Raw genomic sequence first — 24,779 nt, 5'->3', positions numbered from 1 at the left:
GACCCGAGCAGCCCTCCCCACGCATCCGGTTCAGAGGCCCCGGGGGCGGGACGCGGCTTACCGGCGGGCGTACTCACGGAATCCGCGGCCGGTCTTCCGGCCCAGGCAGCCCGCCGCCACCAGGTGCTCCAGCAGCGGGGACGGGGCCAGTCCCGGGTCGCGGAACTCCTTGTGGAGCACCTTCTCGATGGCCAGCGAGACATCCAGGCCGACGACGTCCAGGAGCTCGAAGGGACCCATCGGGTAGCCGCCGCCCAGCTTCATCGCGGCGTCGATGTCGTCGAGGCTCGCGTAGTGCTGCTCGACCATCTTCACGGCGTTGTTCAGGTACGGGAACAGCAGCGCGTTCACGATGAACCCGGCCCGGTCGCCGCAGTCGACGGGGTGCTTGCGCACCTTCGTGCAGATCTCGCGGACCGTGGCGTGCACGTCGTCGGAGGTCAGGACGGTCCGGACCACCTCGACCAGCTTCATGGCCGGCGCCGGGTTGAAGAAGTGCATGCCGATCACGTCCTGCGGGCGCGAGGTCGCGCGGGCGCAGGCGATCACCGGGAGCGAGGAGGTCGTGGTGGCCAGCACCGCGCCCGGCTTGCAGATCTTGTCCAGGGCCGCGAACAGCTCCTGCTTGACCGCGAGGTCCTCGGCCACCGCCTCCACGGCCAGGTCCACCTGGGCGAAGGCCTCCAGGGAGCCGGCCGGGGTGATCCGGGCCAGCGTCCGGGCGGCGTTCTCCTCCGTCAGCCGGCCCTTGGAGACCGCCCGGCCCAGGGAGGTGCCGATCGCGGCCTTCGCCGCATCGGCCTTCTCCTGGCTGCGGGCGGCGAGCACCACGTCGAAGCCCGCCTGTGCGAAGACCTGGGCGATCCCGCTCGCCATGGTGCCCGAACCGGCCACGCCGACCGAGGTGACCGGACGGCCTTCGCCGAGCCGGGCCCCGTCCAGCGGGGTCTGCGCGTCGCGCACGATCGCTGAGCTGCCGGGCTCGGCGTACGTGTAGAAGCCGCGGCCGGACTTCTGCCCGGTCAGGCCCGCCTCGGCGAGGTGCCCGAGGATCGGGGCGGGGGCGTGCAGCCGGTCGCCGGAGGAGGCGTACATGGCCTCCAGGACGGTGCGCGCGGTGTCGACGCCGATCAGGTCGAGCAGGGCGAGCGGGCCCATGGGCAGACCGCAGCCGAGCCGCATCGCCGCGTCGATGTCCTCGCGGGAGGCGTACTTCGACTCGTACATGGCGGCGGCCTGGTTCAGGTAGCCGAAGAGCAGGCCGTCGGCCACGAAACCGGGGCGGTCGCCGACCGAGACGGGCTCCTTGCCGAGCTCACGGGCCAGCGCGGTGACCGCCTCGACGGCCGGCGGGGCGGTCAGGACGCTGGAGACGACCTCGACCAGCTTCATGGCCGGGGCCGGGTTGAAGAAGTGCAGGCCGAGGACCCGCTCGGGGCGCTGGGACTCGGCGGCGAGCCGGGTCACCGACAGGGCGTTCGTGCCGGTGGCCAGGATGGCGTCGGGCCGCACGATCGCGTCGAGCTCCCGGAACAGCCGCTGCTTGAGCTCGTAGTCCTCCGGGACGACCTCGATGACGAGATCGGCCTCGGCGGCGGCGGTCAGTTCGGTGAAGGTGCGGAACCGGGCGAGGACGCCCTCCCGCTCCTGCTCGGTGAGGCGCTCGCGGGTCACCGCGCGGGCCGTGGCGGCCGCCAGGGCGGAACTCGCGCGGCGGGCGGCGGTCTCGCTGATGTCGATGCCGATGACCTCGCGGCCGGCCCGGGCGAGGACCTCGGCGATGCCGGTGCCCATCGTGCCGAGGCCGACGACGGCGATGGTCTGCAGGGTGGACTGACTGGACGTGGACGGAAGGTCCATCGCGGGACTCCAGTGGATGAGGGTGACGACTGGGGGGCGGCGCGCGGCGCACGAGCGCGGCCGGGGGCTCCGGGGAGCCGGGGACCCGCAAGGCGGGGGACCGGAATCCGGACATCGGGAATGACCGCATGAGAAGCCCGGAGAGCGGGCGGGGCGGAGAGCGGCGGACCCTGTCCCGGGGCCGCGCCGTAACACGAGGAGTACCTGTGGTACCGGACCGACTGGTACGGGGCGGCTGCGTCACCAGGCCGGCCTCGTACGTTGGAGGGAGCGTAACCCGCCGGTAACTGGCGCGCCAGAGCGCGGAGATGTGACCTGTACCGCCCAAATGTACCGATCATCGATCATCGATCAACCACTCGCTGCGGGGGGTGGGCCTGCGGGAAACCCGGCGTGGCGGCGGCGGTGTCCGCCTAGGGTGGCGGCGTGAACGACGTGCTGGAGCGCCTGCGGACGGAATCGGTCGGATCGCCGGAGTACGAGGCGCTGCTCGCCGCGGACCCGGATGCACTGGCGGACTCGCTGACCTCGGCGGGCCGGCCCCTGTGGGCCCGTGAACTGGCCGCCTACCGGCTGGGTCTGGCCGGGGACCGGCGGGCCTTCGAACCGCTGGTGCTGCTGCTGAACCACCGGGACCCACCGCGCTGTGCGGCCGCGGCGGAGGCGCTGGCGGTGCTGGCGGACCCGCGCACGGCCCGGGCGGCGGCTGCCCTGGCGACGAACGAACTGCGCACCGCGTACGCCCTCCAGCCGGTCCGCCTGCTCACCGCCCTGCGGGCCCCGGAATCCGCCCCGGCACTGATCCGGACCCTGTCGCGGCTGCTCGCGCCGAACGACCCGTACTGGCGCGTCGCCCTGGCCTGCGTGGAGGGACTCGGAGCCCTGGCCGACCCCCGCGCCCGCGAGGTCCTCACCCGCGCCCAGTCCCATCCGCGGCTCGCGGTGGCGGCGACGGGCGCGCTGCGCGGGCTCGGCTGACAAGATCGCCCCCATGAGCGGAAACGACGACAGCCACATCACCCGCCTGGCCGCAGGGGGCCTTTGCCGTCGAAGCCGCCTCCCAGACCCGCACAGCGGCGACCCTCCGTGACCCCGTCGAGGATTCGGCGCTGGAACGCTGGGCGCGGCTGGCCGCCCGGCTGGCGAAGCTCGCCGCCGCCGGGTACCTCTCACCCTTGGCCCGCCAGGTTTGGCGGGGGCTCGGCGGCTGCGCTCGTCCGATCCGCCTGCCTGGGCACCGCACCCGCGTCGACACCGCGGCGGGGCCAGGTCCTCGACCACCTCGACGCGCGGCAGCTCCCGGCGGGCGAGCTGCTGGTCCGCTGCTGCAACCGCCGCGCGACCCGCTGCCCGGCCTGCTCGACCGTCTACCGCTACGACACCTACCAGCTCATCGCCGCCGGACTGCGCGGCGGCACGACCGTCCCGGCCGGAAGACCTCGACCTCGAGAGCGGCACCGCCAGCATCCGCCGAACCCTCCAGCGCACCCGCAGCAGCGGCCTGGCCGGACTGCCGACCAAGACCATCAGCTCCGAGCGCCGCATCGCCCTGACGGACTCCTGCGTCACCTCGCTCCGCGCGCAGCGCCAGCGGCAGGCCGAGGAACGGGACCAGGCAGGCGCGGACTGGCAGGGCAGCGGGTACGTCTTCACCCGGCCGGACGGGCACCCGATCGAGCCCGCGCGCGACCCTCACCCGGCACTTCAACGCCCTGCTGCGCGGGGCGCACCTGCGGCCGATCCGGTTCCACGACCTCCGCCACTCGACCGCAACGCTCCTCCTGGAGCAGGGCGCCGAACTCCTCGTCACGAAGGAGCTCCTGGGCCACGCCCACATCGGCGTGACCGCGAGCGTGTATGCCCACGTCCGCCTCCGCCTCCAGCGCCAGGCCATCGACCTCCTCGGACACACACTCAGCGGACTCGCCCAGCCCTCCGCCGAGACCGACGACGGCGACGATCCGCCGGTTTGCGCAGCACCCGTCCTGACGTTGCCGCCAACTACTGCCGTCAGACACTGGTGCGGCCCCGTCGGAGCTTGATTCCGATGGGGCCGCCGGTCATTTTTCAAGCATTCGGGGTTGGTGGGCACCTCTACAGCTGACACCCTCCTCGGGGATTTTGATCCCAGAGTTTTGAGCGCCAAATGAACTTCAGATTCCCCTCACCGCCATGGCTGCCACGCTCAAGACGGCAGATCATTTCGGATCGCTATCCTCATTTCGAAGGAGGCCGATTTGAGGAAATCCGAATCTCTTCCCGGAGGGCAGCAGAAGAGACCGTCCCTTCGTACCACCCGCCAATATCCTGCATCTGCCTGATGGACAGTTCAAATGCGACTCGAAATTCATTCAGGCATTCCATCGAGCGCACCGAGAAATCCGTATTCCCTTCGCGCATATGCTCAGCAACATCTACGATATCCATCCCAGATGAAGCGAGCTCGCGAAGCGTTTCCACCCACTGGCCAGGCTTCATGTCAGGGCCTACTAAACAGGGCCGAGACGCGATCATAGCCACCGTCCATGGATGGGATGGCCCTAGTGATACGAGCACTCGTGAACCCGTACTCGGCAGCTCTCTGCCCCGTCCAGGTTCCGCGGGCGGCCGTTTTCAAAGGCGTTCCTCCCGTTATCAATCGATTGAATGCAGCGAGATTATCACCATATGACCAGTTTCCCTCGATGCTCTTAACCCCGTCTCCGAAGTGGTCCATCACCATACCAAACATCTGCTTCCCGGAAAGAGGAGATCCACTCAGGCGATCCATGCCCAGCGTCAGCTTTCCAGCATCGTCGAGCAAGCCGATCGTCATAGATCCGCTTTCAGCATGGTGAATCACAATCGAGCTGTCATCCTTCGTCACGGTTACACCGTCGGGCAATTCCCCGCAGGTGTTGTGGACCAGGACTGGGACGCCGCCCGCCACGACATAGTACGTGTGGAGTTGGGCGACGGTCAGGTTGTAGCGGGTCGCCGTGCCGGGAGTCTGCTGGACGTTGACCACGCGGATCTCGCGACCGTCCGGGGTGGTCAAAGCGTGCCCAGGCGCCAAATCTGCAGCCGGGACCCAGGTCTGGACGGTTTCGTCCCAGAAGGGGTGCTCCGCAGTGGTGTGGAGTACCTGCTGGTCCTCCGGCGAGACTTCCACCGTGAGATCGATCAGGTCGCTGTCTTCGTGAGCCCAGGTGGCCACGACGGGGCGCCCGCCCGAGTCCTCGCCCGTCTCAGGGTTGGCCGCTTCCACCTTGTCGCCTGGAGTGATCTCGGCGATGGGCTTGGTCTGGCCGCCCTCCAGCAGGACGGGCGTATCGGGCGAGAAACTGCACGTCGTGCCCTCAGCCGCGTGCTCCACCGGGCTGGGGTCCTTCGGGGTCCCTGCGCCCGGCTCGCTCGGTGCTGTGGTCTCGGGGGCGTTCCCGGGCGCGGTTTCCTTCGTCGAGGGGGTGGGGACGTCCTCGTGCAGGAGTTTATTCAGGGGTGCAGCAGCATCGCCGCCGGCCTGAGCGGCCTCTGCTGCCGCTTTGACAGCAGCACGGTATGCCCTGATTGCCTTGAACGCTCCAACGCCATCGGCGAGCACCGAGCCGATGACTCCTGTCCAGTACCCCGCCTGGTACTTCTCGGAGCTGGTGTCGACGCCGAAGAGTTCGGCGGACGGGTTGTCGCCCCAAAGGTTGGGAACGTGGTAGTCGCCGCCGCCCCAGCCTGTCCAGTCGTTGAAGTCGCTGTCGCCATTCCAGATGTCGACGCAGTTGTCGAGGAGCCATCCGGCAGGGTTGAGAACAGGATCGCCAGAGCCCCCGAAAACCCCGTCGAGCAACCCGGAGAACATATCCTCGGCCCAACCCATTCCGGGGAAGAGTCCAGACGGGTCGCTCATGTTGACGGGGTCGTTGCCTGCGTAGGCGTAGCCGCCCATCTGGTTGGGGTCGCCGGCTTCGAAGACCGGGTCGCAGGTCAGGAAGCGGCCTATGACGGGGTCGTAGTTGCGGGCGCCGAGGAGGCTGAGGCCGGTGGCCGTGTCCGTGGGCTGGCCCAGGTATCCGCGGTTGTCGGCCCAGGCCGGCGGGGCCGGGCCGCGCTGGGCTCCATACGGGTCGAAGGCCCTGCGCGTGACGTTGAGCGTGGCCGCGTCGACCTGGAGCTGGGATGTGTTCTGCGGGTTGGTGGCCTGGTAGACGACCGCGCCGGTGGATGAGCGGGTGATCTTGGTGCCGTCGGGCCCCTTGTAGTTGCGCAGCCCTGCGACCGTGCTGGTCGTCTTGTTCAGGGTGAGCTGTTCGGCGCCGCCGAAGAGGTAGAGCGTGTCGCCATCCGGCCCGCGCTGGATCAGCAGTCCGCCGTCGGCGTCGTACAGGTAGTTGGAGGTCTGGGTTCCGCCGGCGGGCTTGGGAGTGATGACGGTGTCGGTGCGGCCCTTGGCGTTGTAGGTGAACGTCTGGGTCGTGGCTGCGGCCGCGCCGACCTTGGTGTCTCGGCTGGTGGTGTTGCCGGCGGTGTCGTAATGCGGGGTGAGGGTGGTCGTGCCGTCCGGCCCCGTGGTGGTGATCGTGGTCGCCGTGTTGGGCTGGGCAGCCGGTGCGGTGCCGTTGCCGGGGTAGGTGATGCTCTGGGTGATGTTCTTGAGCGGGTTGCCTGCCGTGTCGTGCTTGACCTGCTGGGTGCGGTCACCGAGCAGGTTGTACGTGTAGTTCTGCCAGTAAGGGTTGGGACCGCCGATCGTGGTGACGGCCGGCTGCGCAGTGTTGCACTTGGATATCTGACCAGCCTTCGGGGTGGCCAGTCCCTTGGTGTCCGTCCACGCCTGGGCCAGTCGGTTCTGCCCGTCGTACTGGAAGCACTGCGTGTCCGTGCCGGTGACTGCACCCCCGCTGGACTGCACGGTGGAGGTGCCGGTGAGGTTCCCGGCCTCGTCGTAGGCGTAGGTGGTGGCGTCGATCGGGCTGTTGCTGGTGGTCTGCAGGCTCACCGTGTTGGTGGCCAGACGGCCGGTCGCCTGGTCGTACGTCTGGGCCGTGCGGAACTGCTTCCCATAGACGCCGTATGTGGACTGGATGACTTGGCCGAGCGGCGTGTAGAGGGCCTTGTCGAGGTAGGGGGTGGTGCGGGAACCGAACTCTGTCTCGAGTCCCTGCAGGTTGTAGCCGTAGCCGACCGTCTCGGCAGGTAGTCCGCCATCGGCCCCGAAAGTGGAAGACTGCAGCAGTCCCACGGTGGGGGTGTACGCGGCGGTCGCCGTGTAAGTACCGGCGAGCTTGCCCTCCGCCGCCGGGATGACCATGGTGGAGCCGGTGGGCTGGTAGGCCGTGTTATAGCCGTTGATCTTCTTCGTGTAAGCCTTGCCGCTCCCACCGCCGACGAAGCGGGTGGAGGACGTCTGCCGTCCCTTGAGGAGGGTGTCGTACGTCCACTCGGCCAGCTTCTTGGACTGGTCGGTGGTGCTGGTGCCCTCGTACTCACCGGTCTTGCGGCCGAGCGAGTCGTAGGTGGTCGAGATGCTTTTGCCCAGCGCGTCGGTGCTCAGGATCTGCCGACCGAAGACGTCATACCCGAAGGTCGAGAGTCCCGTGTCCGGGTCGGTCTGGGAGGTCTTCTGGCCGAGGAGGTCGTAGGTGTAGGTCCACTTGTTGCCGACGGTGTCGCTGATGGACTTGATGTCGCCGGCGGGCGTGTACGTATACGACGTCTTGGTGTCGGCAACGGCTGCCTTACCGGCCGTTCCCGACGACCAGATGGCAGTGCCTGCGGTGTTGTACATGCGGAAATTACCGTCGCCCTTGACGATGGCGTAGCCGCCCGTCGCTCCGGTCGTGCCTGTGCCAGATGTCCACAGGACCGTCCCGGTGGTGCTGGTGACGACCAGGTTGCCGTCAGCTCGGACCGTGGCGCTCGCACCAGGGTTGCCCGCGGTGCCCGAGGACCAGAGGACCTTGCCGTTGGCGATGCCCGTCAGGACGAGGTTGCCGTCTGCCTGCATGTCGAGGCGGACGCTCTTGGAGGAGAAGGTGGTGCCCGACTGGATGACGGTGCCGGCCGTCAGCTTGCGGTCTGCCGTGGTGTCGAGGGTCTGGGTGGCCGTCGTCTGACCGATGGCGTTGGTGTAGCTGACCGCGGCCTGCCCGCCCTTCGGCGGCGTGGTGATCGTCTTGTCGACGCCCGGGTAGGACGTGGTGGCTTCCCAGAGCTTGGCGCCCTTGGACCACTGCTGGTTGGCCGTGACGCGTCCCTGGCCGTCGTAGACCTGGCGGGTCTGGCTCGGAACCGTGTTCTCGGTTTCCACCCACATCGTGGTGCCCGGATCCGTGGTGGGGTCCGCGTACGTTGCGATGTTGGAGGCCGTCCAGCCGTGGCTGTCGTACGAGGTGGAGGTGATCAGTCGGCCCGCGGAATTGTCTGCCGTCGTCGATTGCTGCTGACGGACCCGCAGCAGGCCGTCATAAATGGTGACGGACTTGCCGTAGCTCCCGTCCTCGCGAAGCGTCTCGGTGGTGACGGCAGCAGGGTTGGGGCTGTCACCGGCCCCGTTCACCAAGTAGGTGAACTTGCGGTCCGGGGTCTGCGTGGCCCGGTCGCGGCCGGGTGTCCAGACCGCCGTGCGCCGGCCCAGGGTGTCGTAGGTGCTGCTGGTGACACGGCCGTTGATGTCGACCGACCGCTTGTTGAGACCGCGTGTCGGGGATACGTCCGTCGTGGTGGTCCAGTTGTACGGCTGGGGGTAGGTCGTGGTGACCTGCGTCGGGAGCGTGCCCGAGGCAGGGGAGAAGGCGGTGGTGGTGGCCTGGGAAGCCACGTCGGTCTGCTTGGTGACGCGACCGTATGCGTCGTACGTCACGCCACCGTTCGTCTGGAATACGGGATTGCCCGCACCGTCGTACTTGGTGGCGACCTGCACTGCCGTCATCTGACCGACCGAGTGCGTCTTGCCGTCAGCGGCCCAGGCCTGGCCCAGCTTCCCGTAGGTTCCGGGGCTGGTCACCGAGCCGTCGCCGTCGTAGAAGATCCGCTTGTGACTGAGGGTCGTGTCCGTCCCGGGCTTGGTGCCGCACGGGCCGGAGACCGAGAGGATCTCGCTCGGGTACGTCAGCATCATCGGGTTGTCCGCCGGTGCCGACGCGTAGTCGGTCGTGGTGCAGTTCTCCTGCTCCGGTGCGGTGATGTCACCCTTGTCGTCGACTTGGTGGATCCGGCCCATGCTGTCGTACGTCGTCACCTTCTTGGAGGTGCGCCAGCTGCCGCTGGACAGCAGGCCCATCGACCGGTTGGTCACCTCCGTCGAACGGCGGGACACCAGGTCGGGCAGCGTCGAGAGAGAGGCCGGTGCCGGGTCCTTCGAGGTCCAGGCCGTCCGGGTGCTGGAGCTGGTGTCCACAGTAGTGAGCGGCCCGTTGAGGGTTTTCGCCGTGACCGTGCCGCCGGCGGCGGTGAAGGTCTGGGACTCCAGGGTGGCACCGGCCAGCCAGTCGCTGTCAGGGAAGGATTCGCCGAGCGAGTTCGTCACCGACACGGATCGTTTCGTGCCGTCCTGCTTGTAGTCGCCGTCCATACCCTGCAGGTACGTGGAGACGGTCTGGGTGATCGGGTCCGGAGCCACACCGGAGGTCGTGGTGACGGTGCGGTATCCCCGGAAGTCGTTCCACGTCCGGTACTGGTCGTCGGTGAGATCGGAGTCGTCGCGGTGCCAGGCCGCACCGCCGTCATAGGCGTAGCTGGTGACCTTGGCCGGTGAGCCTGCCTTGGTGAGGTCGCTGTTGACGACCTGGGTGACGAGCGTCTTGACGAACCAGTCGGCCACGGGCTCGGCCGCACCCGACGGGAACCAGTTGACCGGGTAGCAGGCCATCGTGTTGGTGTCCGCCGAAGCGGGCATCGTGTTCTTGGTGCGGGAGCATTCGGGGTCCCGGTAGGTGACGGCCGAGGACTCGCCGGATTCCGTCCGGATGCTGGAGATGCGAGGACGGTAAAGGGGCGGGGCCGCCGGTTCCAGACCGTCGACGCGGTTGTCCATCTCTATGCCGGTGAAGGTGACCGGGTCCAACGTGATGGGCGTATCGCCCCCCGCTGTGGTGTCACGGCCGGTGTGCTGGATCGAGGACAGCCACATCACCGACTGGAGCATGCCGGCGCTCTCCGTCTTGCCGGTCTTGCCGGTCACGGGGTCCATCACTCCGCCCGCGTCCGAGAAGACGTGGGTCAGGCTGTAGACGTCGACGTCCTGCCACGCGGTACCGATCTTGACCTGGGTGGTGATGTCCTTGAGGCGGTAGGTGGACCAGAACGTGGGCGAACCGAAACGGCAAACGTCGTCGCCCTCGCCCTCGGTCTTGTAACTGGAAGGACAATTGATGTCGTACGGGACGTCAGGCCAGTTCTTCGCCGTGTCCTTGGACAGGTTGTCGTCCTTGCACACCGTGTCCGAGGTGGTGCACCGTTGCTTTGTGCCGAAGTTGATCCGGGCCGCGGGGTCCTTGCCGGCGACGGCGTCTGCGAGCTTGTAGCCGTAGGAGATGCGGGTCAGGTACCCCGAGCGGGTGTACTGCGTCAGGGTTCCGCCCTTGCCGTCCTTGACGACCTGGCCGTAGCCCATGTTGTAGTAGTTCGACTCAGTCGCGTAGTCGTACCGCTGGACGTTGCCCTGCGGGTCGACGGCGAAGTCGAGGTTGAACCGGTAGCCGACCTGCTTGTCGCACTGCGACGCGTTGCCTTTGGAGGAGCTGTAGCACGGGTCGTCGGACTTGGGGTGGTAGACCGGCACGCCCCAGGCGCTGTTGGTCGCGGTGTCGCCGGACGTGCCGGGCGCGTGGTTCAGACCGAGGTAGAAGGCGGTGCCGTCGGGCGTGGTGACCTTGAAGTACTCGCCCTGCCAGAGGTCGTTCGTCGCACCGGTCAGCCGCTCGATCTTGGTACCGTCATCCGATTCCAGCCGGTAGACGCCGTCACTGCCGCGCACAAGCTGACCGGTGTGGGCACCGAGCGACAACGTCGCGTTGTAGCCCGCCCAGCACAGGTCGCCGGAGTCCTCGATCCCCGAGTTCTTGCAGGGCTTGTAGGAGCGCTCGATGAAGCCGGGGGTGTACGCCCAGCCGTCACCGATCCAGGAAGCCTGTGAGTTGCGGGCCGAAGTCTTGCCGTCGACGGACTGCGAGTTGTAGGTGAGTGCCACGGAGGGTGCGGTTCCACCCAAGGAGGGCGGTACCGCTACCGGATAGCTGTACGTGAAGGCGCCGGAGGCCGACTGCGCCCACGATCCCGAAGCCGAGAGAGAAGTAGCGCCGTAGTCGCCTTGCGAGCCGGCCGTGCCCGACACCGCGGCGACGGCGACGGTTTGGCTGCCAGTAGCCGCTGCCATCGTCCGCTGCTGGCCGGAGAGGACCGCGTCCTTGAACGGTGCCGCACTGGCGCCGAGGTTCACGTCGGCGGTGAGCCGCTGGTTCTTGGGATCGTTGACCGTCTGCAGCGGCTTCTGGACGCGGCAGGCCGCGACATCGGGAGTGGTGAGCGCGCACCCCGGCATGGCCACGAGGTGCAGTCGTGAGGCCCAGCCGCCGCCGTAGGCGTTTGCCAACGAGCTGTAGTCAAGGCCCACGGAGACCTTGCCTCCGGCGGCGACACCGTCGGCCGGCGTGAGGCCGACCAGCATTCCGTTCACATTGGCCGAGGCAGCCCGCTTCCGGTCTGCCGTCTCGACCCGGACGGTGGTGGGGCTGCTGTCCGCGGCGGGTGCGTTTGCCGAACCGGTCGTCGAGCGGGCGGTGGCCGTAGACGCTGCCGGAGCGATCCAGACGGGTGACGTGCCGGCCTGAACGGGCGCCCCTACCGGGGCCATACCGCTGTCCGCCGACTTCCCCATGCTGTGCACCTGCTGGGACGGGTGGGCAACCGTGACGGTTTCCGTCCGTGCAGCGGGCCACTTTGGTGCCTTGGGTGTGTGCACTCGCATCTCACGCGCCCCCTGAGGAACGCGAGGCACCGCCTGCTTGACCGCCTGGCCGACCGGGTGTCCCTTGACCACAGGCAGGTCCGGAAGCTCACCGTCCTTCCAGGATTTACCCGTGTAACGGTATCCGCCGACCGTGTCTGCGCTGGCAAGCGGCATGACAAGCGACATCGCCGCCGTCATGGCCACGACGGCAACGATCCGTCTCCGCCAACCTCTTTCAGGCATCACGACAGGCCAGCGCATCGATGTACGCACCTCGACAGTCCCCACCCCAAGTGCGCGACCCCACAGGGCCGAAAAATAGAAGGGGCCGCAGCCGGCCCCACAAGATCAGCGGAACAGTATTGCTGTGTGCATGCAAACCGCAATACCCTTCCCGCAAATCCACCCGCACCCGGGCGCAATGCGCCGACAAGTCCGACGAGTTCGGCATGCGGGATGCCGGGGTGGAGCTTTCAGCACGCCTTACTTTGGGGGGAAACAGCGCTTATGCGCCGCCATCAGCATCAACGCAGCAGACGTACTGTCGGTTTGATCACATCCCTAGGGCTTGTACTCGCCACACCTGGGGCCGCCTTTGCGGCCACACTGGATGCCTCACCCGTCACCCACTCCGCCACAGCCACCACGCCCCCCGCAGGCGCACTACCCAAGGCCCTCCAGCAAGCCAAGGCAGAGAAGAAGCAGGTCCCTGTCCCCAGCCTGACCACACCGACCGCGGAAACCGTCGCGAACCCGGACGGGACGTTCAGCACAACCACAAACATCAAGCCCGTCCGCGTGCTGAAGTCGGGAAAGTGGAAGCCTCTCGACGCCACCCTGCAGCGCAATCCGGACGGAACGTACAGCCCCCTCGCGACACCTGCCGGCGTCTCGCTCTCCGGCGGCGGTGCCGGTCCGTTGGCCACGCTGACTAACGGCTCGGGCCGGCGCCTTGCTCTGTCCTTCCCCGTCGCGCTACCCGCGCCCCGCGTCAGCGGCAGCAGCGCGCTGTACCAGAATGTCTTCCCCGGGGTGGACCTCCAAGCAACCGTCAGCGACCAAGGCGCGTTCAGCGAGGTGCTGATCGTTCACAACGCCGAGGCCGCGGCGAATCCCGCACTGCGCAGCCTGCGGCTGGCCACCGAGGCCGCCGGCTTGACGGTTGGCAGCGACGAAGCCGGAAACCTCCAGGCCAGCACGTCTGAGGGAACACCGGCGTTCACCAGCGCCACCCCTCTCATGTGGGACTCAAGCGCCGCGACGGTGCAGAAGAGTCTTACGAGCAAGAGCTTTGTCACCGACCGCAGTGCGGCGACCGCCGAGGGTACGGGGACTCCTCCTGCGCCCCTCATCGAGAATCCGGTACGGTCATCGGCCACCCGCCCTGGAGAAGGCGCCCGGGTGAAGCCGATCGGCATTTCGGCACTGCCTGAGGCCGTGACCTTGACCCCCGACCTGGATCTGCTGACCGGACCGACGACTTCCTACCCCGTCTTCATTGACCCTGTCGTCAATCCCGTGACCTCGGGGACTGGCCACTACGTGGTGGCCCAGGAAGGGTGTCCAGGCGCAAACACATACGACACCGCGCAGGATTGGGGTGAAGGGGTCGGCTACCAGCAGTACAGCGCCAGCTGCTTCGGAATGCAGGAATCCTTCTTCGAGATCAACACGAGTGCGCTCACTCCGCAGATGGTGATCCAGAAGTCGACCCTGTACCTCACCGAAACCTACGGTGCAGACCACGGCTGCTCGAACACGTGGCCGCTCACCTTGAAGCACACGAACGGCATCAACAGCGGCACGAACTGGAACAAACGCCCGAGTGCGATCGCCACGATCGGAACCCAGCAACTCTCCAGTGCCGGCCCCGCCAACGACTGCGGCTACAAGAGCGCGAACTTCGATGTCACCGATCGCATCAGGCAGGGGGCTTCGCAGGACGCCGACACCTGGACCTTCGGCCTCTACGGCGACAGCCGCAAGACCGTCTCGAACCTCGGCTTCATGCGGTTCAGCACAAACCCTTACCTGGTGACGGTCTTCGACATCCCGCCCTACGCCCCGGACTCCCCGAGCACCACCCCCGATTCCGCGAACCCGGGCGGCGCAGCCTGCAACAACGGCTCTCGGGGGTGGATCGGCAGGACTTCCACGGCCTACGGAACCACCAACCTCACCCTGAACGCCCGCCTGACGACACCCATGGAGGGCGTGAACCTTCAGGCCGTCTACCAGGTCTGGGACGACATGAAGAACAACGGCAGCGGCTCCCCTGCCACTGTGTCCCAGCCCCGAAGCACCTACGTCGCGCCCGGGAGCACGGCACGCACCAACGTGGGGATCGCGCTTGCCGACGGCCATGCGTACGGCTGGGGCGTCAAAGCCTTCGACGGCACCCTGGAAGGCCCCTGGACTCCATACTGCGGTTTCAAGGTCGACCTGACGCCACCCACTGCTGTCGCTTTCGCTGATTCCAAGGCGTTTCCCCCGCTCGCCAGCGGCCGCACGCCCACCGCACACGCTGGCGACTCCGGGATCACCATCGCCGTCTCCAGCAAGGACGTCCTCCCGACCGGATGTGAGCTGAGCGCCTGCATCAAGAGCGACATCCGCCGATTCGAGTACTCGCTGGACACGCCCATCCCCGTGACGGGTGCCCAGTCGATCGCCGTCACCCCCGACGCGAACGGCGCTGCCACTGCCAACATCCCGATCAACCTCACCGCCCAGCAGTGGGGTACGCACACGCTCTACGTGCAGGCCGTGGACGGGGCGAACAACGCCCGCCCCGCCGGATACAGCTTCTACGCCCCCTGGAACCCGGCGGCTCCGGTCACCGCGGGAGACGTCACAGGGGACGGGATACCTGACACTCTCAGGCCGGACCGCAGCGGAAGCGGCAATTTGCTTCTCATCCCCGGCAACACCGACGCGTCCGCCACCGCGGTCACTGCGTCGACGGCGGCACAGAGTCCCGACAAGACAGGCTGGGACAACTACCTCATCACCCACCGCGGAAGCCTCAGCCAGTCCGGGGTGGACGACATCTTCGCTTACAACAGGAACACCCACCGCCTGTACGCCTACGGAAACGACGCTTCCGGAATCGGCGGGGTCGCCGGACACTTCAGCCTCACCCAGGGCGTCATGCCCATCTCGACCAAGCCGGCGTGCAATCCGGCAGCACAGTGCACCGGGTACGTGACGGACTGGTCGAAGGTCACTCAGATCCTCGCTCCGGGCAGCTTCGACAATCCGCGCGGGCTCGCGGATCTGATCACTGTCGAGGACAACCGTCTTTGGTACTACCCCGGCACCTCATTCGGTGGCTTGCACCTTGACCAGGGCATGCTGCTCAGCTCCGGCGACTGGTCACGTACCACCCTCATTGCGCCGGGCAAGATCGGTGACACTCCCACACTGTGGGCACGCGACGACGCCACCGGCCGCATCTACAGCTACCCGCTGAAGTTCGATGCCAACGGCATCCCCACCACGCTGCTGGCTCCTCCCTCGGCGCAGGCGCCTTCGGCCGCCATCGCAACGCTCGACGCGTCGGTGTACCCGCAGGTCGGCTCTTACGGGGATCTCAACAGCGACGGACGTGCCGACCTGTGGGCGATCAATGCCGTCCAACAGCTCTTGGCCTTCAGCGGGACGACCACCGGTTTCTCGCCGGCGCCCGTTTCCCTCGGCAATCTCAACGTGCCGGCAGCCCAGTGGAAGCTGACCGGCCAGAGCGGTGGCACCACTCCGAGCACCGACGGCAAGTACCCGGCGACGGCGTCCGGCGTCACCTGGTCCGCTGACTCCATCGGCGGCAGCCAGACCACGTACGCGGAGTTCAAGGGCGCCCAGTCGACCATCACTGCCAACGGCCCCGTCATCGACACACGCAAGAGCTTCACCATCAGCACCTGGGCCAAGCCCGGAGCCACGACGAGCATCATCGCCAGTCAGGACCTGAACCGAGCCAGTTCATTCATCCTCTACGCGGACGCCAACTCCTCCCAGTGGCACTTCGCCCTGGCCAACGGTGACACCGATGGATGGCCGTTCGACTACACCTACGCTGCCAATGACGCTGCGCGGTTCACTCCCAATGCATGGACGCGCCTGACCGCCGTCTACAACGCGCAGAGCGGCCTGATGAGCCTGTACGTCAACGGCGTCCTGGCCAGCAGTGGGCACCACCAAGCAGCCACCAGTCCGGCCTCCAGCGGCCCGCTCGTCTTCGGCCGGTTCAAGTCCAACGGTGGGCCGCAGGACAGCCTCACGGGCGGGATAAGCAACTTCGCCGTCTACCCCTACGCAACCGCCCCCGCTGCTCCTGGAACCGCCGGTCCGATCGCACTGACCTCGGCTCCCTCCAACTGCATGGACAACGACTACGCCAGGCCCGACGACGGCAACAAGATCCAGATCGCGCGCTGTAACGGCACGCTGGCCCAGAATTTCGAGGTCAGAGGGGACGGAACGCTCCGCATCCAGGGCAAGTGCGTCGACGCCAGCAACGCCGGAACGGCCAATGCCACCCTGCTCATGCTCTACGCGTGCCATGACAGCCCGAATCAGCAGTTCGTGCCCCGCGGCGACGGCTCCTTCTACAATCCGGTCTCCGGTCGCTGTATCGACCTGGGCAACCTCAACACCGCTCCAGGCACCCAGCTCTGGCTGTACGACTGCAACCTTTCGGACGCTCAACGTTGGAGCATCCCGGCCCTGACCACGGCGTCTCTGCCTGTCCCGGCTCCGTAACAACCCCACGAAATGACGATGGTCTCCCATCCCTCCGGGATGGGAGACCATCGTCATTCGCGGAACCGTGTCCCCCAAGACGCAGAGGCGGACGGCGCGCTCGCGAACCCGGTCGGTCCAGTCGGCCCCCTCACCCTCCGGGCAGGGCTCGACGGCATGACCGGCGGCGCTCACGAGGTCGAGCGTTCACGAGGGTCACCGTCCCGTCATGGCTGACATGGATCAGCGGGGTGATCCGCCCCCCGCTCCAGACCTACCCAGCGTGCCGATGAGACCGTCTCGCCCGCGGCCGCCTCGGCGTGCCGGCGGGTCGATCGCCTCAAAACACTGCTGGTGCGGACCGTCCTGAACCGGGCCGCCGCCCCGCAGGACACCGAGCCGCCGCCCCGTCGCCGTCCGGCCGGTGCCGCCCCGATGGCCCGGCGACACCCGGCCGGCGCCGGGCGGCCCCTAGCCGCGGAAGCCCAGCAGGCCGTGCAGGGCCGCTCCGCCCGCCGAGGGGGGTACCGCGCGGGTGGCGGTGGTCGGCTTCGGGGCCGGCTGGGCGGGGCAGGTGGCGTCCGCCGCCGTGCCCGTCCGCAGGTACGCCGCCACCTTCTCGTCCAGGCACTTGTTGCCGCTCATCGAGATCCCGTGGTTGCCGCCGCCCTCCTCCACCACGAGGGCCGATCCCTTCAGCCGCTCCTTCATGCCGAGCGCGCCCCCGAACGGCGTCGCCGCGTCCTCCGTCGCCTGGAGCAGCAGCGCCGGCGGGAGGTCGGCGTTGGTGACGTCCGGCGCCTTCAGGGGCTCGGTCTTCCAGAACGCGCACGGGGCGTTGTACCAGGCATTGTTCCAGGTCATGAACGGGGCCCGGATGTGGGTGCGCCACATGTCCGCGCGCCACTGGTTCCAGTCCTGCGGCCACGCCGAGTCCCGGCACTGCACCGCCGTGTAGACGCTGTACCCGTTGCCCGCCGAGGGTTCCACCGCCCCGAACCGCTCGTACGCCGCGACCAGCGGCTTGGCGTCCTGGTCGACCGCGTACGCGGAGAAGGCCTCGGCCAGGCTCGGCCAGTAGCCGTTGTAGTAGCCGCCGGGCATGTAGGTGTCCTCCAGCTCCGCCGGACCCACCTTGCCCCCGGCCGGCGTCTCGCGCAGGGCGGCTCGCATCGCGTACCAGCGCCTCTCCACCGCCGCCGGATCGCTGCCGAGCCGGTACTTCCCGTCGTACTGGGCCACCCAGGCGAGGAACGCCTTGTGGCGGGCGTCGAAGGCCAGGTCCTGCGCGAGGTTGTCCTCGTACCAGACCCCGCCCGGGTCGACCACGGAGTCCAGGACCAGGCGGTGCACCCGGCCCGGGTGGAGTTTCGCGTACACGGCGCCCAGGTAGGTCCCGTACGAGTAGCCGAAGTAGCTCACCTTCGGCGCGCCGAGGGCGATGCGCACCGCCTCGATGTCACGGGCGGCGGACACGGTGCCGATGTGGGGGAGCACGTCCGCGTGCTTGGTCTGGCAGGACTCGGCGAAGGCTTTGACCCGGTCCAGGTTGGCCCGCTCGGTCTGCGGCTCCAGCGGTACGGAGTCCGGCCGCACCGGTGCGAAGTGGCTGCCCCCGCAGTCGAGGGCCGGCTCGCTCTTGCCCACCCCCCGCGGGTCGAAGCCGATCACGTCGTACTGGGCGGCCACGTCCTTGGGGAGCGCGGAGGCGATGAACCCGGCCAGCGCGCGCCCGCTGCCCCCGGGTCCGCCGGGGTTGACCAGCAGCGGGCCCTGCGAGGTGGCGGCGGTGTGCGCGACACGGGTCAAGGCCAGCGTGATCTGGCGCCCGGCGGGCCGGTCGTGGTCGAGGGGGACCTTGAGGGAGGCGCACTGAAGCGTCGGATAGCGGGTCGTCGCGCAGCCGGTCCAGCGCAGGGCCGCGGCCGTCTGCGCGGTGCCCTGCCCGTGGGCCTGTGCGGGGCCCTGTGCGGCCGTGACCGGGCCGGTCGCGGCGGTGGCGGCGACGGTGGCGATCGACAGCAGGACGGCGGCACGCTTCTTCAAAGGACCGCGCTTCTTCAAGGTGTGGAGCATGGGGGCCTCCCAGCCGAGGGTTCTGGGCGGAATCGTCCCGGAAACCACGTCTGGAAGACGGGATTGGGCTGTTTATTGGCCCGATCTGATGATCCCCGGGCGGCCGTCCGAGGTCACAGGAGGCTGAGCTGGGTCGGCCCGGCGGCCGCCGGCTCCGCGGGCCGCTCGGGCACCACGGTCCGCCGGGCCGCGCCCCGGCGGGCGGGGCCGATGCCGAATTCCGCCGCGAGCTCGTGGACTTGGCGGGTGATCCGGCGCTGGTACCAGGTCGGCGCGTACGACGCGCCCGCGTACATCCGTTCGTACCGCTCGACCAGGTGCGGGTGGTGTGCGGCCAGCCAGGCGGTGAACCACTCGCGCGCCCCGGGCCGCAGATGGAGTACGAGGGGTGTCACGGAGGTCGCGCCGGAATCGGCGATGGCCCGGACGGTCTCGCGCAACTGCTCCGGGGAGTCTCCGAGGAAGGGGATCACCGGGGCCATCAACACCCCGCATTCGATGCCGGCGTCGGTGAGGGTCCGTACGGCGCCCAGCCGGGCGGCGGGGGAGGGCGTTCCGGGTTCCACGGTCCGCCACAGGGCGGTGTCGGTGAAGCCGACGGAGACGGAGATGCCGACCTCGGTGACCTCCGCGGCCTCCTGGAGGAGGGGGAGGTCGCGCAGGATCAGCGTCCCCTTGGTCAGGATGGAGAAGGGGTTGGCGCGGTCGCGCAGGGCCTCGATGATCCCCGGCATCAGCCGGTAGCGGCCCTCGGCGCGCTGGTAGCAGTCCACGTTGGTGCCCATGGCGACGTGCGCACCGGTCCAGCGCCGTGAGCCGAGCTCCCGGCGCAGCAGCTCCGGGGCGTTGGTCTTGACGACGATCTGGCTGTCGAAGCCGATGCCGGTGTCGAGGTCGAGGTAGCTGTGGGTCTTGCGGGCGAAGCAGTACACGCAGGCGTGGCTGCACCCGCGGTACGGGTTCACCGTCCACTCGAACGGCATCCGCGAGGCCCCCGGCACCCGGTTGAGGAGGGAGCGGGCGCGTACCTCGTGGAAGGTGATCCCGCGGAACTCGGGGGTGTCGAAGGTCCGCGTGACGACGGAATCCGCCTCGAACAGTCCCCGCGCCCGTTCCGGCGTCCCGGGCCCGTCGGTCAGATCGTCCCAGCGCATCGGCGCCTCCCTCGGTAGCTCGGACCCCGAGAATAGAACAAACGTTCCCATGATCGTGCGGAATCCTTCCCTGCGCCTCCCGGGCCCGGTCCGCTGTCCGTCCGGCCGGATTTGGGACGCCCGGGCCCGGAGTGGTTGGCTTGCCGCGACGAGCTGACACAATTGCTGGAGGAACAGGTATGGCGCAGGTCGAGGCCACCACGGAGCGGATCATCGCGGCCGACGCGGAGACCGTGTTCGACGCGCTGGCGGACTACAGCGGAACCCGGGGCAAGCTGCTGCCCGAGCACTTCAGCGAGTACGAGGTGCGCGAGGGCGGCGACGGCGAGGGCACCCTCGTCCACTGGAAGCTCCAGGCCACCAGCAAGCGCGTGCGCGACTGCCTGCTGGAGGTCACCGAGCCCACCGACGGCCAGCTCGTGGAGAAGGACCGCAACTCCAGCATGGTCACCACCTGGGTCGTCACCCCGGCCGGCGAGGGCAGGTCCAAGGCCGTCGTCACCACCGTCTGGAACGGCGCGGGCGGCATCGGCGGCTTCTTCGAGCGCACCTTCGCCCCCAAGGGCCTCGGCCGCATCTACGACACCGTGCTGGCCAACCTCGCCGCCGAAGTCGAGCGCTGAGCAAGCGGGTTGACGGTGAGGCCGAGGACGCGGCCTCACCGGTTCGGGTGAACTGACCGCCCGCGGGCGGTGAGGGGGGCGGGCGTCGGCGCTGCGCCTTCGTCGGCCGCCACTTCGCCGGGCGTGGCCCCCGGGCCGTGAGGGCCTTCGCGGTCTAGGGTGGGCAGAGCGCGGGCGGCGCCCGTCCGCGTCGTTCGCGCCGTGCGCCGTCGACCGCCCGGGGGCCCGATGAAGATCCTCATCTCCGCCGACATGGAAGGCGCCACCGGCGTCACCTGGCCCGCCGACGTGCTGCCCGGCACCCCGCAGTGGGAACGCTGCCGGCCCCTGTTCACCTCCGACGTGAACGCCGCCGCGCTCGGCTTCTACGACGGCGGCGCCGACCAGGTCCTCGTCAACGAGGCCCACTGGACGATGCGGAACCTGCTGCTGGAGCAGCTCGACGAGCGGGTCGAGATGCTCACCGGCCGCCACAAGTCCCTCTCCATGGTCGAGGGCGTCCAGCACGGAGACGTCGACGGCGTCGCCTTCGTCGGCTATCACACCGGCGCCGGCGCCGAGGGCGTCCTCGCCCACACCTACCTCGCCAACTCCATCACCGGCGTCTGGCTGAACGGGGTCCGCGCCGGCGAGGGGCTGCTCAACGCGCACGTCGTCGCCGAATTCGGCGTCCCGGTCATCCTGGTCACCGGCGACGACCTGACCTGCGCCGACGCCGCCGGGTACGCCCCCGGCGCGGTGACCGTCGCCGTCAAGGACCACGTCTCCCGCTACGCCGCGGTGTGCCGCACCCCCGCCCGCACCGCCGCCGACATCAGGGCCGCCGCCAAGGAGGCGGCGGCGCTCGCCGTACGCCGCGAGCCCGTGCGCGGCGGTCCGTTCACCGTCGAGCTGGAGTTCGACGCCGAGCACCTCGCGATGGCCGCCACGGTCGTCCCGGGCGTCGAGCGGTCCGGGGAGCGCAGGGCCGCGTACAGCAGCGGGACCATGTACGAGGGGATCCGGACGTTCAAGGCGGTCACGACGGTCGTCTCGGCGGCCGTGGAGGAGCAGTATGGCTGACATGCCCGCAGTCACCCCCCACGACCCGGTCGACCAGGTCGCGCTCGACGAGGTCGTCGCGTTCACCGCCGACCTCATCCGGATCGACACCACCAACCGCGGCGGCGGCGACTGCCGCGAGCGCCCCGCCGCCGAGTACGCGGCGGAGCGGCTCGCCGCCGCCGGCCTGGAGCCGGTGCTGCTGGAACGCACCCCCGGCCGCACCAACGTCGTGGCCCGGATCGAGGGCAGCGACCCGTCCGCCGAGGCCCTCCTCGTCCACGGGCACCTCGACGTGGTCCCCGCCGAGGCCGCCGACTGGAGCACCGACCCCTTCTCCGGAGAGGTCCGCGACGGGGTGGTCTGGGGCCGCGGCGCCGTCGACATGAAGAACATGGACGCGATGGTGCTGGCCGTCGTACGTGCCTGGGCCCGGGCGGGGGTGAAGCCGCGCCGGGACATCGTCGTCGCCTACACCGCCGACGAGGAGGACAGCGCGGTCGACGGCTCCGGCTACCTCGCCGACCACCACGCGCGCCTCTTCGAGGGGTGCACGGAGGGCCTGAGCGAGTCCGGCGCCTTCACCCTGCACACCGGTCCCGGCCGGGCCGTCTACCCGATCGCCGCCGGTGAACGCGGAACCGCCTGGCTCAAGTTGACCGCGCACGGTACGACCGGCCACGGATCCAAGCCCAACCGGGCCAACGCCGTCACCCGGCTCTCCGCCGCCGTGGCCCGGATCGGCGCGTACGAGTGGCCCGTGCGGCTCACCGACACCGTCACCGCCTGCATCACCGAACTCGCCGCCCTGGAAGGCGTGGCCGTGGATCCCCGCAGCCGCGGCTTCGACCTCGACACCGTCCTCCCCAAGCTCGGCCCGGCCGCCGCCCTGGTCGAGGCGACGGTCCGCAACAGCGCCAACCCGACCATGGTCAACGCCGGTTACAAGCTCAACGTGGTCCCCGGACACGCCACCGCCTACGTCGACGGCCGGACGCTCCCGGGCGGCGAGGCCGAGTTCCTGGCCACCCTGGACGAGCTCACCGGACCCGACGTCACCTGGGAGTTCCACCACCGCGAGGTGGCACTCGAAGCCCCCGTGGACGGGCGGACCTACGAGATCCTGCGCCGGTCCGTGGAACGCTTCGACCCCGAGTCGCACGTGGTGCCGTTCTGCATGGCGGGTGGCACCGACGCCAAGCAGTTCTCCCGCCTCGGGATCACCGGCTACGGCTTCTCCCCGCTGAAGCTGCCCCCCGGCTTCGACTACTGGTCCCTCTTCCACGGCGTGGACGAGCGGGTCCCCGTCGACGCCCTGCACTTCGGCGTCCGCGTCCTCGACCACGCCCTGCGGGCCCTGTGATGGGGAGCCGGTGATGGCGGTGCCGGCCGGGCCCTACGGCAGCTGGCCCTCGCCCCTCGACGCCGCCCTCGCCGCCTCCCACGACGGCAGGCCCGAGTACGTCGGCACCGTCGGCCCGGAAGTGTGGTGGACCGAACCCCGGCCGGCAGAGGGCGGCCGCCGCGCGCTGGTGCGCCGCCCCGCGGCCGGCGGCCCCCCGGACTGCGTGCTGCCCCCGCCGTGGAACGTCCGCAGCCGGGTCACCGAGTACGGCGGCCGCCCCTGGGCCGGCGCCGAACGGCCGGCGGGCGGGCCGCTGCTGGTGTTCGTCCACTTCGCCGACCAGCGGCTGTACGCGTACGAGCCGGACGCGCCCGGCGGCCCCGCGCCGCGACCGCTGACCCCGCTCTCCGCGGTCGGCGGCGGGCTGCGCTGGGCGGACCCGGTCCTGCGGGACGGCGAAGTCTGGTGCGTCCTGGAGGAGTTCACCGGCCCGGCGCCCACCGACGTACGGCGTGTGGCGGCCGCCGTACCGCTGGACGGATCGGCGGCCGAGGACCGCTCCCGGGTGCGCGAACTCACCGACGACCGGCACCGTTTCACCACCGGCCCCCGGCTGTCCCCCGACGGCCGGCGAGCCGCCCGGCTGGTGTGGGACCACCCCCGGATGCCGTGGGACGGCACCGAGGTGGAGGTCTCCGAGATCGCGCCCGACGGCACCCTGACCGGGGCCCGTACCGTGCTCGGCGGCCCCGCCGAGTCCGTGGCGCAGGTGGAGTGGACGGCCGACGGGAGCCTGCTCGCCGTGAGCGACCGCAGCGGCTGGTGGAACCCGTACCGGGTGGACCCCGACACCGGGGCCGCCGTCAACCTCTGTCCGCGCGAGGAGGAGTTCGGCGGCCCCCTGTGGAAGCCGGGGCTGAGCTGGCTGGCCCCGCTGTCCGACGGGCTCGTCGCCGTCCTGCACGGCCAGGGCTCCTGCGTGCTCGGAGCCCTCGATCCGGACAGCGGCGACCTGGTGGACGCCGCCGGGCCGTGGACCGCCTGGCAGCCCGCCCTCGCCGCGTACGGCACCCGGGTCTACGGGGTCGCCGCCAGCCCGCGCAGCGCCTACGAGGTGGTGGAGCTGAACACCGAGGACGGGCACGCCCGGGTGGTGGGCGCGGCCGGGACCGACCCGGTGGACCCGGCGTACTACCCCGAACCGCAGAGCCGGACCTTCCTCGGCCCCGGCGGCCGCGAGGTCCACGCGCACGTCTACCCGCCGCACCACCCCGCCCGCCGGGCCCCCGCCGACGAACTGCCGCCCTACGTGATCTGGGCGCACGGCGGCCCCACCGACCACGTGCCGCCCGTACTCGACCTGCACATCGCCTACTTCACCTCGCGAGGCATCGGCGTGGCCGAGGTGAACTACGGCGGCTCCAGCGGGTACGGGCGGGCCTACCGGGAACGGCTGCGCGAGCAGTGGGGCGTCGTCGACGTCGAGGACTGCGCGGCGGTGGCCCGGGTGCTGGCGGCGGAGGGCACCGCGGACCCGGACCGGCTCGCCATCCGGGGTGCCAGCGCGGGCGGCTGGACGGCGGCGGCCTCGCTGGCCGCCACCGATCTGTACGCCTGCGCCGCGATCATCTACCCCGTGCTGGACCTGCTCGGCTTCGCCGAGGAGACCCACGACCTGGAGTCCCGCTACGTCGACGGCCTGGCCGGACCGCCCCAGACCCTTCCCGTACGGTGCCGGGAACGCTCCCCGCTGGCCCGCGCCGACCGGATCACCGCACCGTTCCTGCTGCTCCAGGGACTGGACGACCCGGTGTGCCCGCCGGCCCAGGCGGAGCGCTTCCTCGCCGCGATGCGGGGCCGCGCCGTGCCGCACGCGTACCTCGCCTTCGAGGGCGAGGGCCACGGCTTCCGGCGGGCGGACACCATGGTCCGGGCCCTGGAGGCCGAACTCTCCCTGTACACCCAGGTTTTCGGGATCGAGCGCACGGACGTCCCGCGGCTGCGGCTGGAGGCCTGAC

The 24,779-nt window shown here is 69.5% G+C and carries 11 protein-coding genes and 2 pseudogenes; 8 read left to right on the top strand and 5 right to left on the bottom strand.

The window, feature by feature from the left end:
- Nucleotides 1–57: 57 nt before the first annotated feature.
- Nucleotides 58–1,860 (bottom strand): 3-hydroxybutyryl-CoA dehydrogenase, encoded by a 1,803-nt coding sequence (locus tag AB0B01_RS00145; RefSeq protein WP_361711404.1) that lies wholly within the window; start codon nucleotides 1,858–1,860, stop codon nucleotides 58–60.
- A gap of 426 nt (nucleotides 1,861–2,286) precedes the next feature.
- Between AB0B01_RS00145 and AB0B01_RS00140 the strand changes: the two genes are divergently transcribed.
- The 3 genes and pseudogenes from AB0B01_RS00140 to AB0B01_RS00130 all read left to right on the top strand — a co-directional run.
- Nucleotides 2,287–2,838, top strand: a complete 552-nt coding sequence (locus tag AB0B01_RS00140) for an adenylosuccinate lyase (RefSeq protein ID WP_361711402.1) — start codon at nucleotides 2,287–2,289, stop codon at nucleotides 2,836–2,838.
- Between the two features lie 131 nt (nucleotides 2,839–2,969).
- Nucleotides 2,970–3,288, top strand: a pseudogene (locus AB0B01_RS00135) (replication initiator); the annotation flags it as partial.
- Between the two features lie 4 nt (nucleotides 3,289–3,292).
- Nucleotides 3,293–3,902: pseudogene (locus tag AB0B01_RS00130) on the top strand (site-specific integrase); the annotation flags it as partial.
- Between the two features lie 175 nt (nucleotides 3,903–4,077).
- On the opposite strand, the gene AB0B01_RS00125 reads toward AB0B01_RS00130, so the two are convergent.
- Together AB0B01_RS00125 and AB0B01_RS00120 are read right to left on the bottom strand one after the other, a co-directional pair.
- Complete coding sequence (locus AB0B01_RS00125; RefSeq protein WP_361711400.1) at nucleotides 4,078–4,338, bottom strand: hypothetical protein; 261 nt, start codon at nucleotides 4,336–4,338, stop codon at nucleotides 4,078–4,080.
- 1 nt (nucleotide 4,339) lies between these two features.
- A complete protein-coding gene (locus AB0B01_RS00120) occupies nucleotides 4,340–12,043 on the bottom strand; it encodes a polymorphic toxin-type HINT domain-containing protein (RefSeq protein ID WP_361711398.1) in 7,704 nt (2,567 codons plus the stop codon).
- A 288-nt stretch (nucleotides 12,044–12,331) separates the two neighbouring features.
- On the opposite strand from AB0B01_RS00120, the gene AB0B01_RS00115 reads away from it, so the two are divergent.
- The gene (locus tag AB0B01_RS00115) at nucleotides 12,332–16,543 is read left to right on the top strand and encodes a ricin-type beta-trefoil lectin domain protein (protein ID WP_361711396.1); all 4,212 of its coding nucleotides are present in this window, start codon (nucleotides 12,332–12,334) and stop codon (nucleotides 16,541–16,543) included.
- A gap of 450 nt (nucleotides 16,544–16,993) precedes the next feature.
- On the opposite strand, the gene AB0B01_RS00110 is transcribed toward AB0B01_RS00115, so the two are convergent.
- Nucleotides 16,994–18,598: an alpha/beta hydrolase gene (locus AB0B01_RS00110; protein ID WP_361711394.1), complete on the bottom strand. Its 1,605-nt coding sequence runs from the start codon at nucleotides 18,596–18,598 to the stop codon at nucleotides 16,994–16,996.
- 113 nt (nucleotides 18,599–18,711) lie between these two features.
- Nucleotides 18,712–19,752 carry an Rv2578c family radical SAM protein gene (locus tag AB0B01_RS00105; protein WP_361711392.1) on the bottom strand — a complete coding sequence of 347 codons (1,041 nt, stop codon included), beginning with the start codon at nucleotides 19,750–19,752 and terminating at the stop codon, nucleotides 18,712–18,714.
- 179 nt (nucleotides 19,753–19,931) lie between these two features.
- Here AB0B01_RS00105 and AB0B01_RS00100 point away from each other — a divergent pair, with 179 nt between their 5' ends.
- The 4 genes from AB0B01_RS00100 (at nucleotide 19,932) to AB0B01_RS00085 (ending at nucleotide 24,778) form a co-directional block, all read left to right on the top strand.
- Nucleotides 19,932–20,375, top strand: coding sequence for an SRPBCC family protein (locus tag AB0B01_RS00100; protein ID WP_361711390.1), 444 nt, complete (start codon nucleotides 19,932–19,934; stop codon nucleotides 20,373–20,375).
- A gap of 228 nt (nucleotides 20,376–20,603) precedes the next feature.
- Nucleotides 20,604–21,437: a M55 family metallopeptidase gene (locus AB0B01_RS00095; protein WP_361711388.1), complete on the top strand. Its 834-nt coding sequence runs from the start codon at nucleotides 20,604–20,606 to the stop codon at nucleotides 21,435–21,437.
- Nucleotides 21,430–22,779: a M20/M25/M40 family metallo-hydrolase gene (locus tag AB0B01_RS00090; protein WP_361711386.1), complete on the top strand. Its 1,350-nt coding sequence runs from the start codon at nucleotides 21,430–21,432 to the stop codon at nucleotides 22,777–22,779. Before AB0B01_RS00095 ends, AB0B01_RS00090 begins: the two co-directional genes overlap by 8 nt.
- A gap of 13 nt (nucleotides 22,780–22,792) precedes the next feature.
- On the top strand, nucleotides 22,793–24,778 hold the full coding sequence (locus AB0B01_RS00085; protein WP_361711384.1) for a prolyl oligopeptidase family serine peptidase: 1,986 nt from the start codon (nucleotides 22,793–22,795) through the stop codon (nucleotides 24,776–24,778).
- Nucleotide 24,779 lies beyond the last annotated feature (1 nt).

It is taken from the genome of Streptomyces sp. NPDC044571 (assembly GCF_040647115.1).
GTDB lineage: Bacteria > Actinomycetota > Actinomycetes > Streptomycetales > Streptomycetaceae > Streptomyces.
The sequence above is the reverse complement of the archived record's forward strand: the minus strand, read 5'-3'. Positions and strand labels throughout refer to the sequence as shown.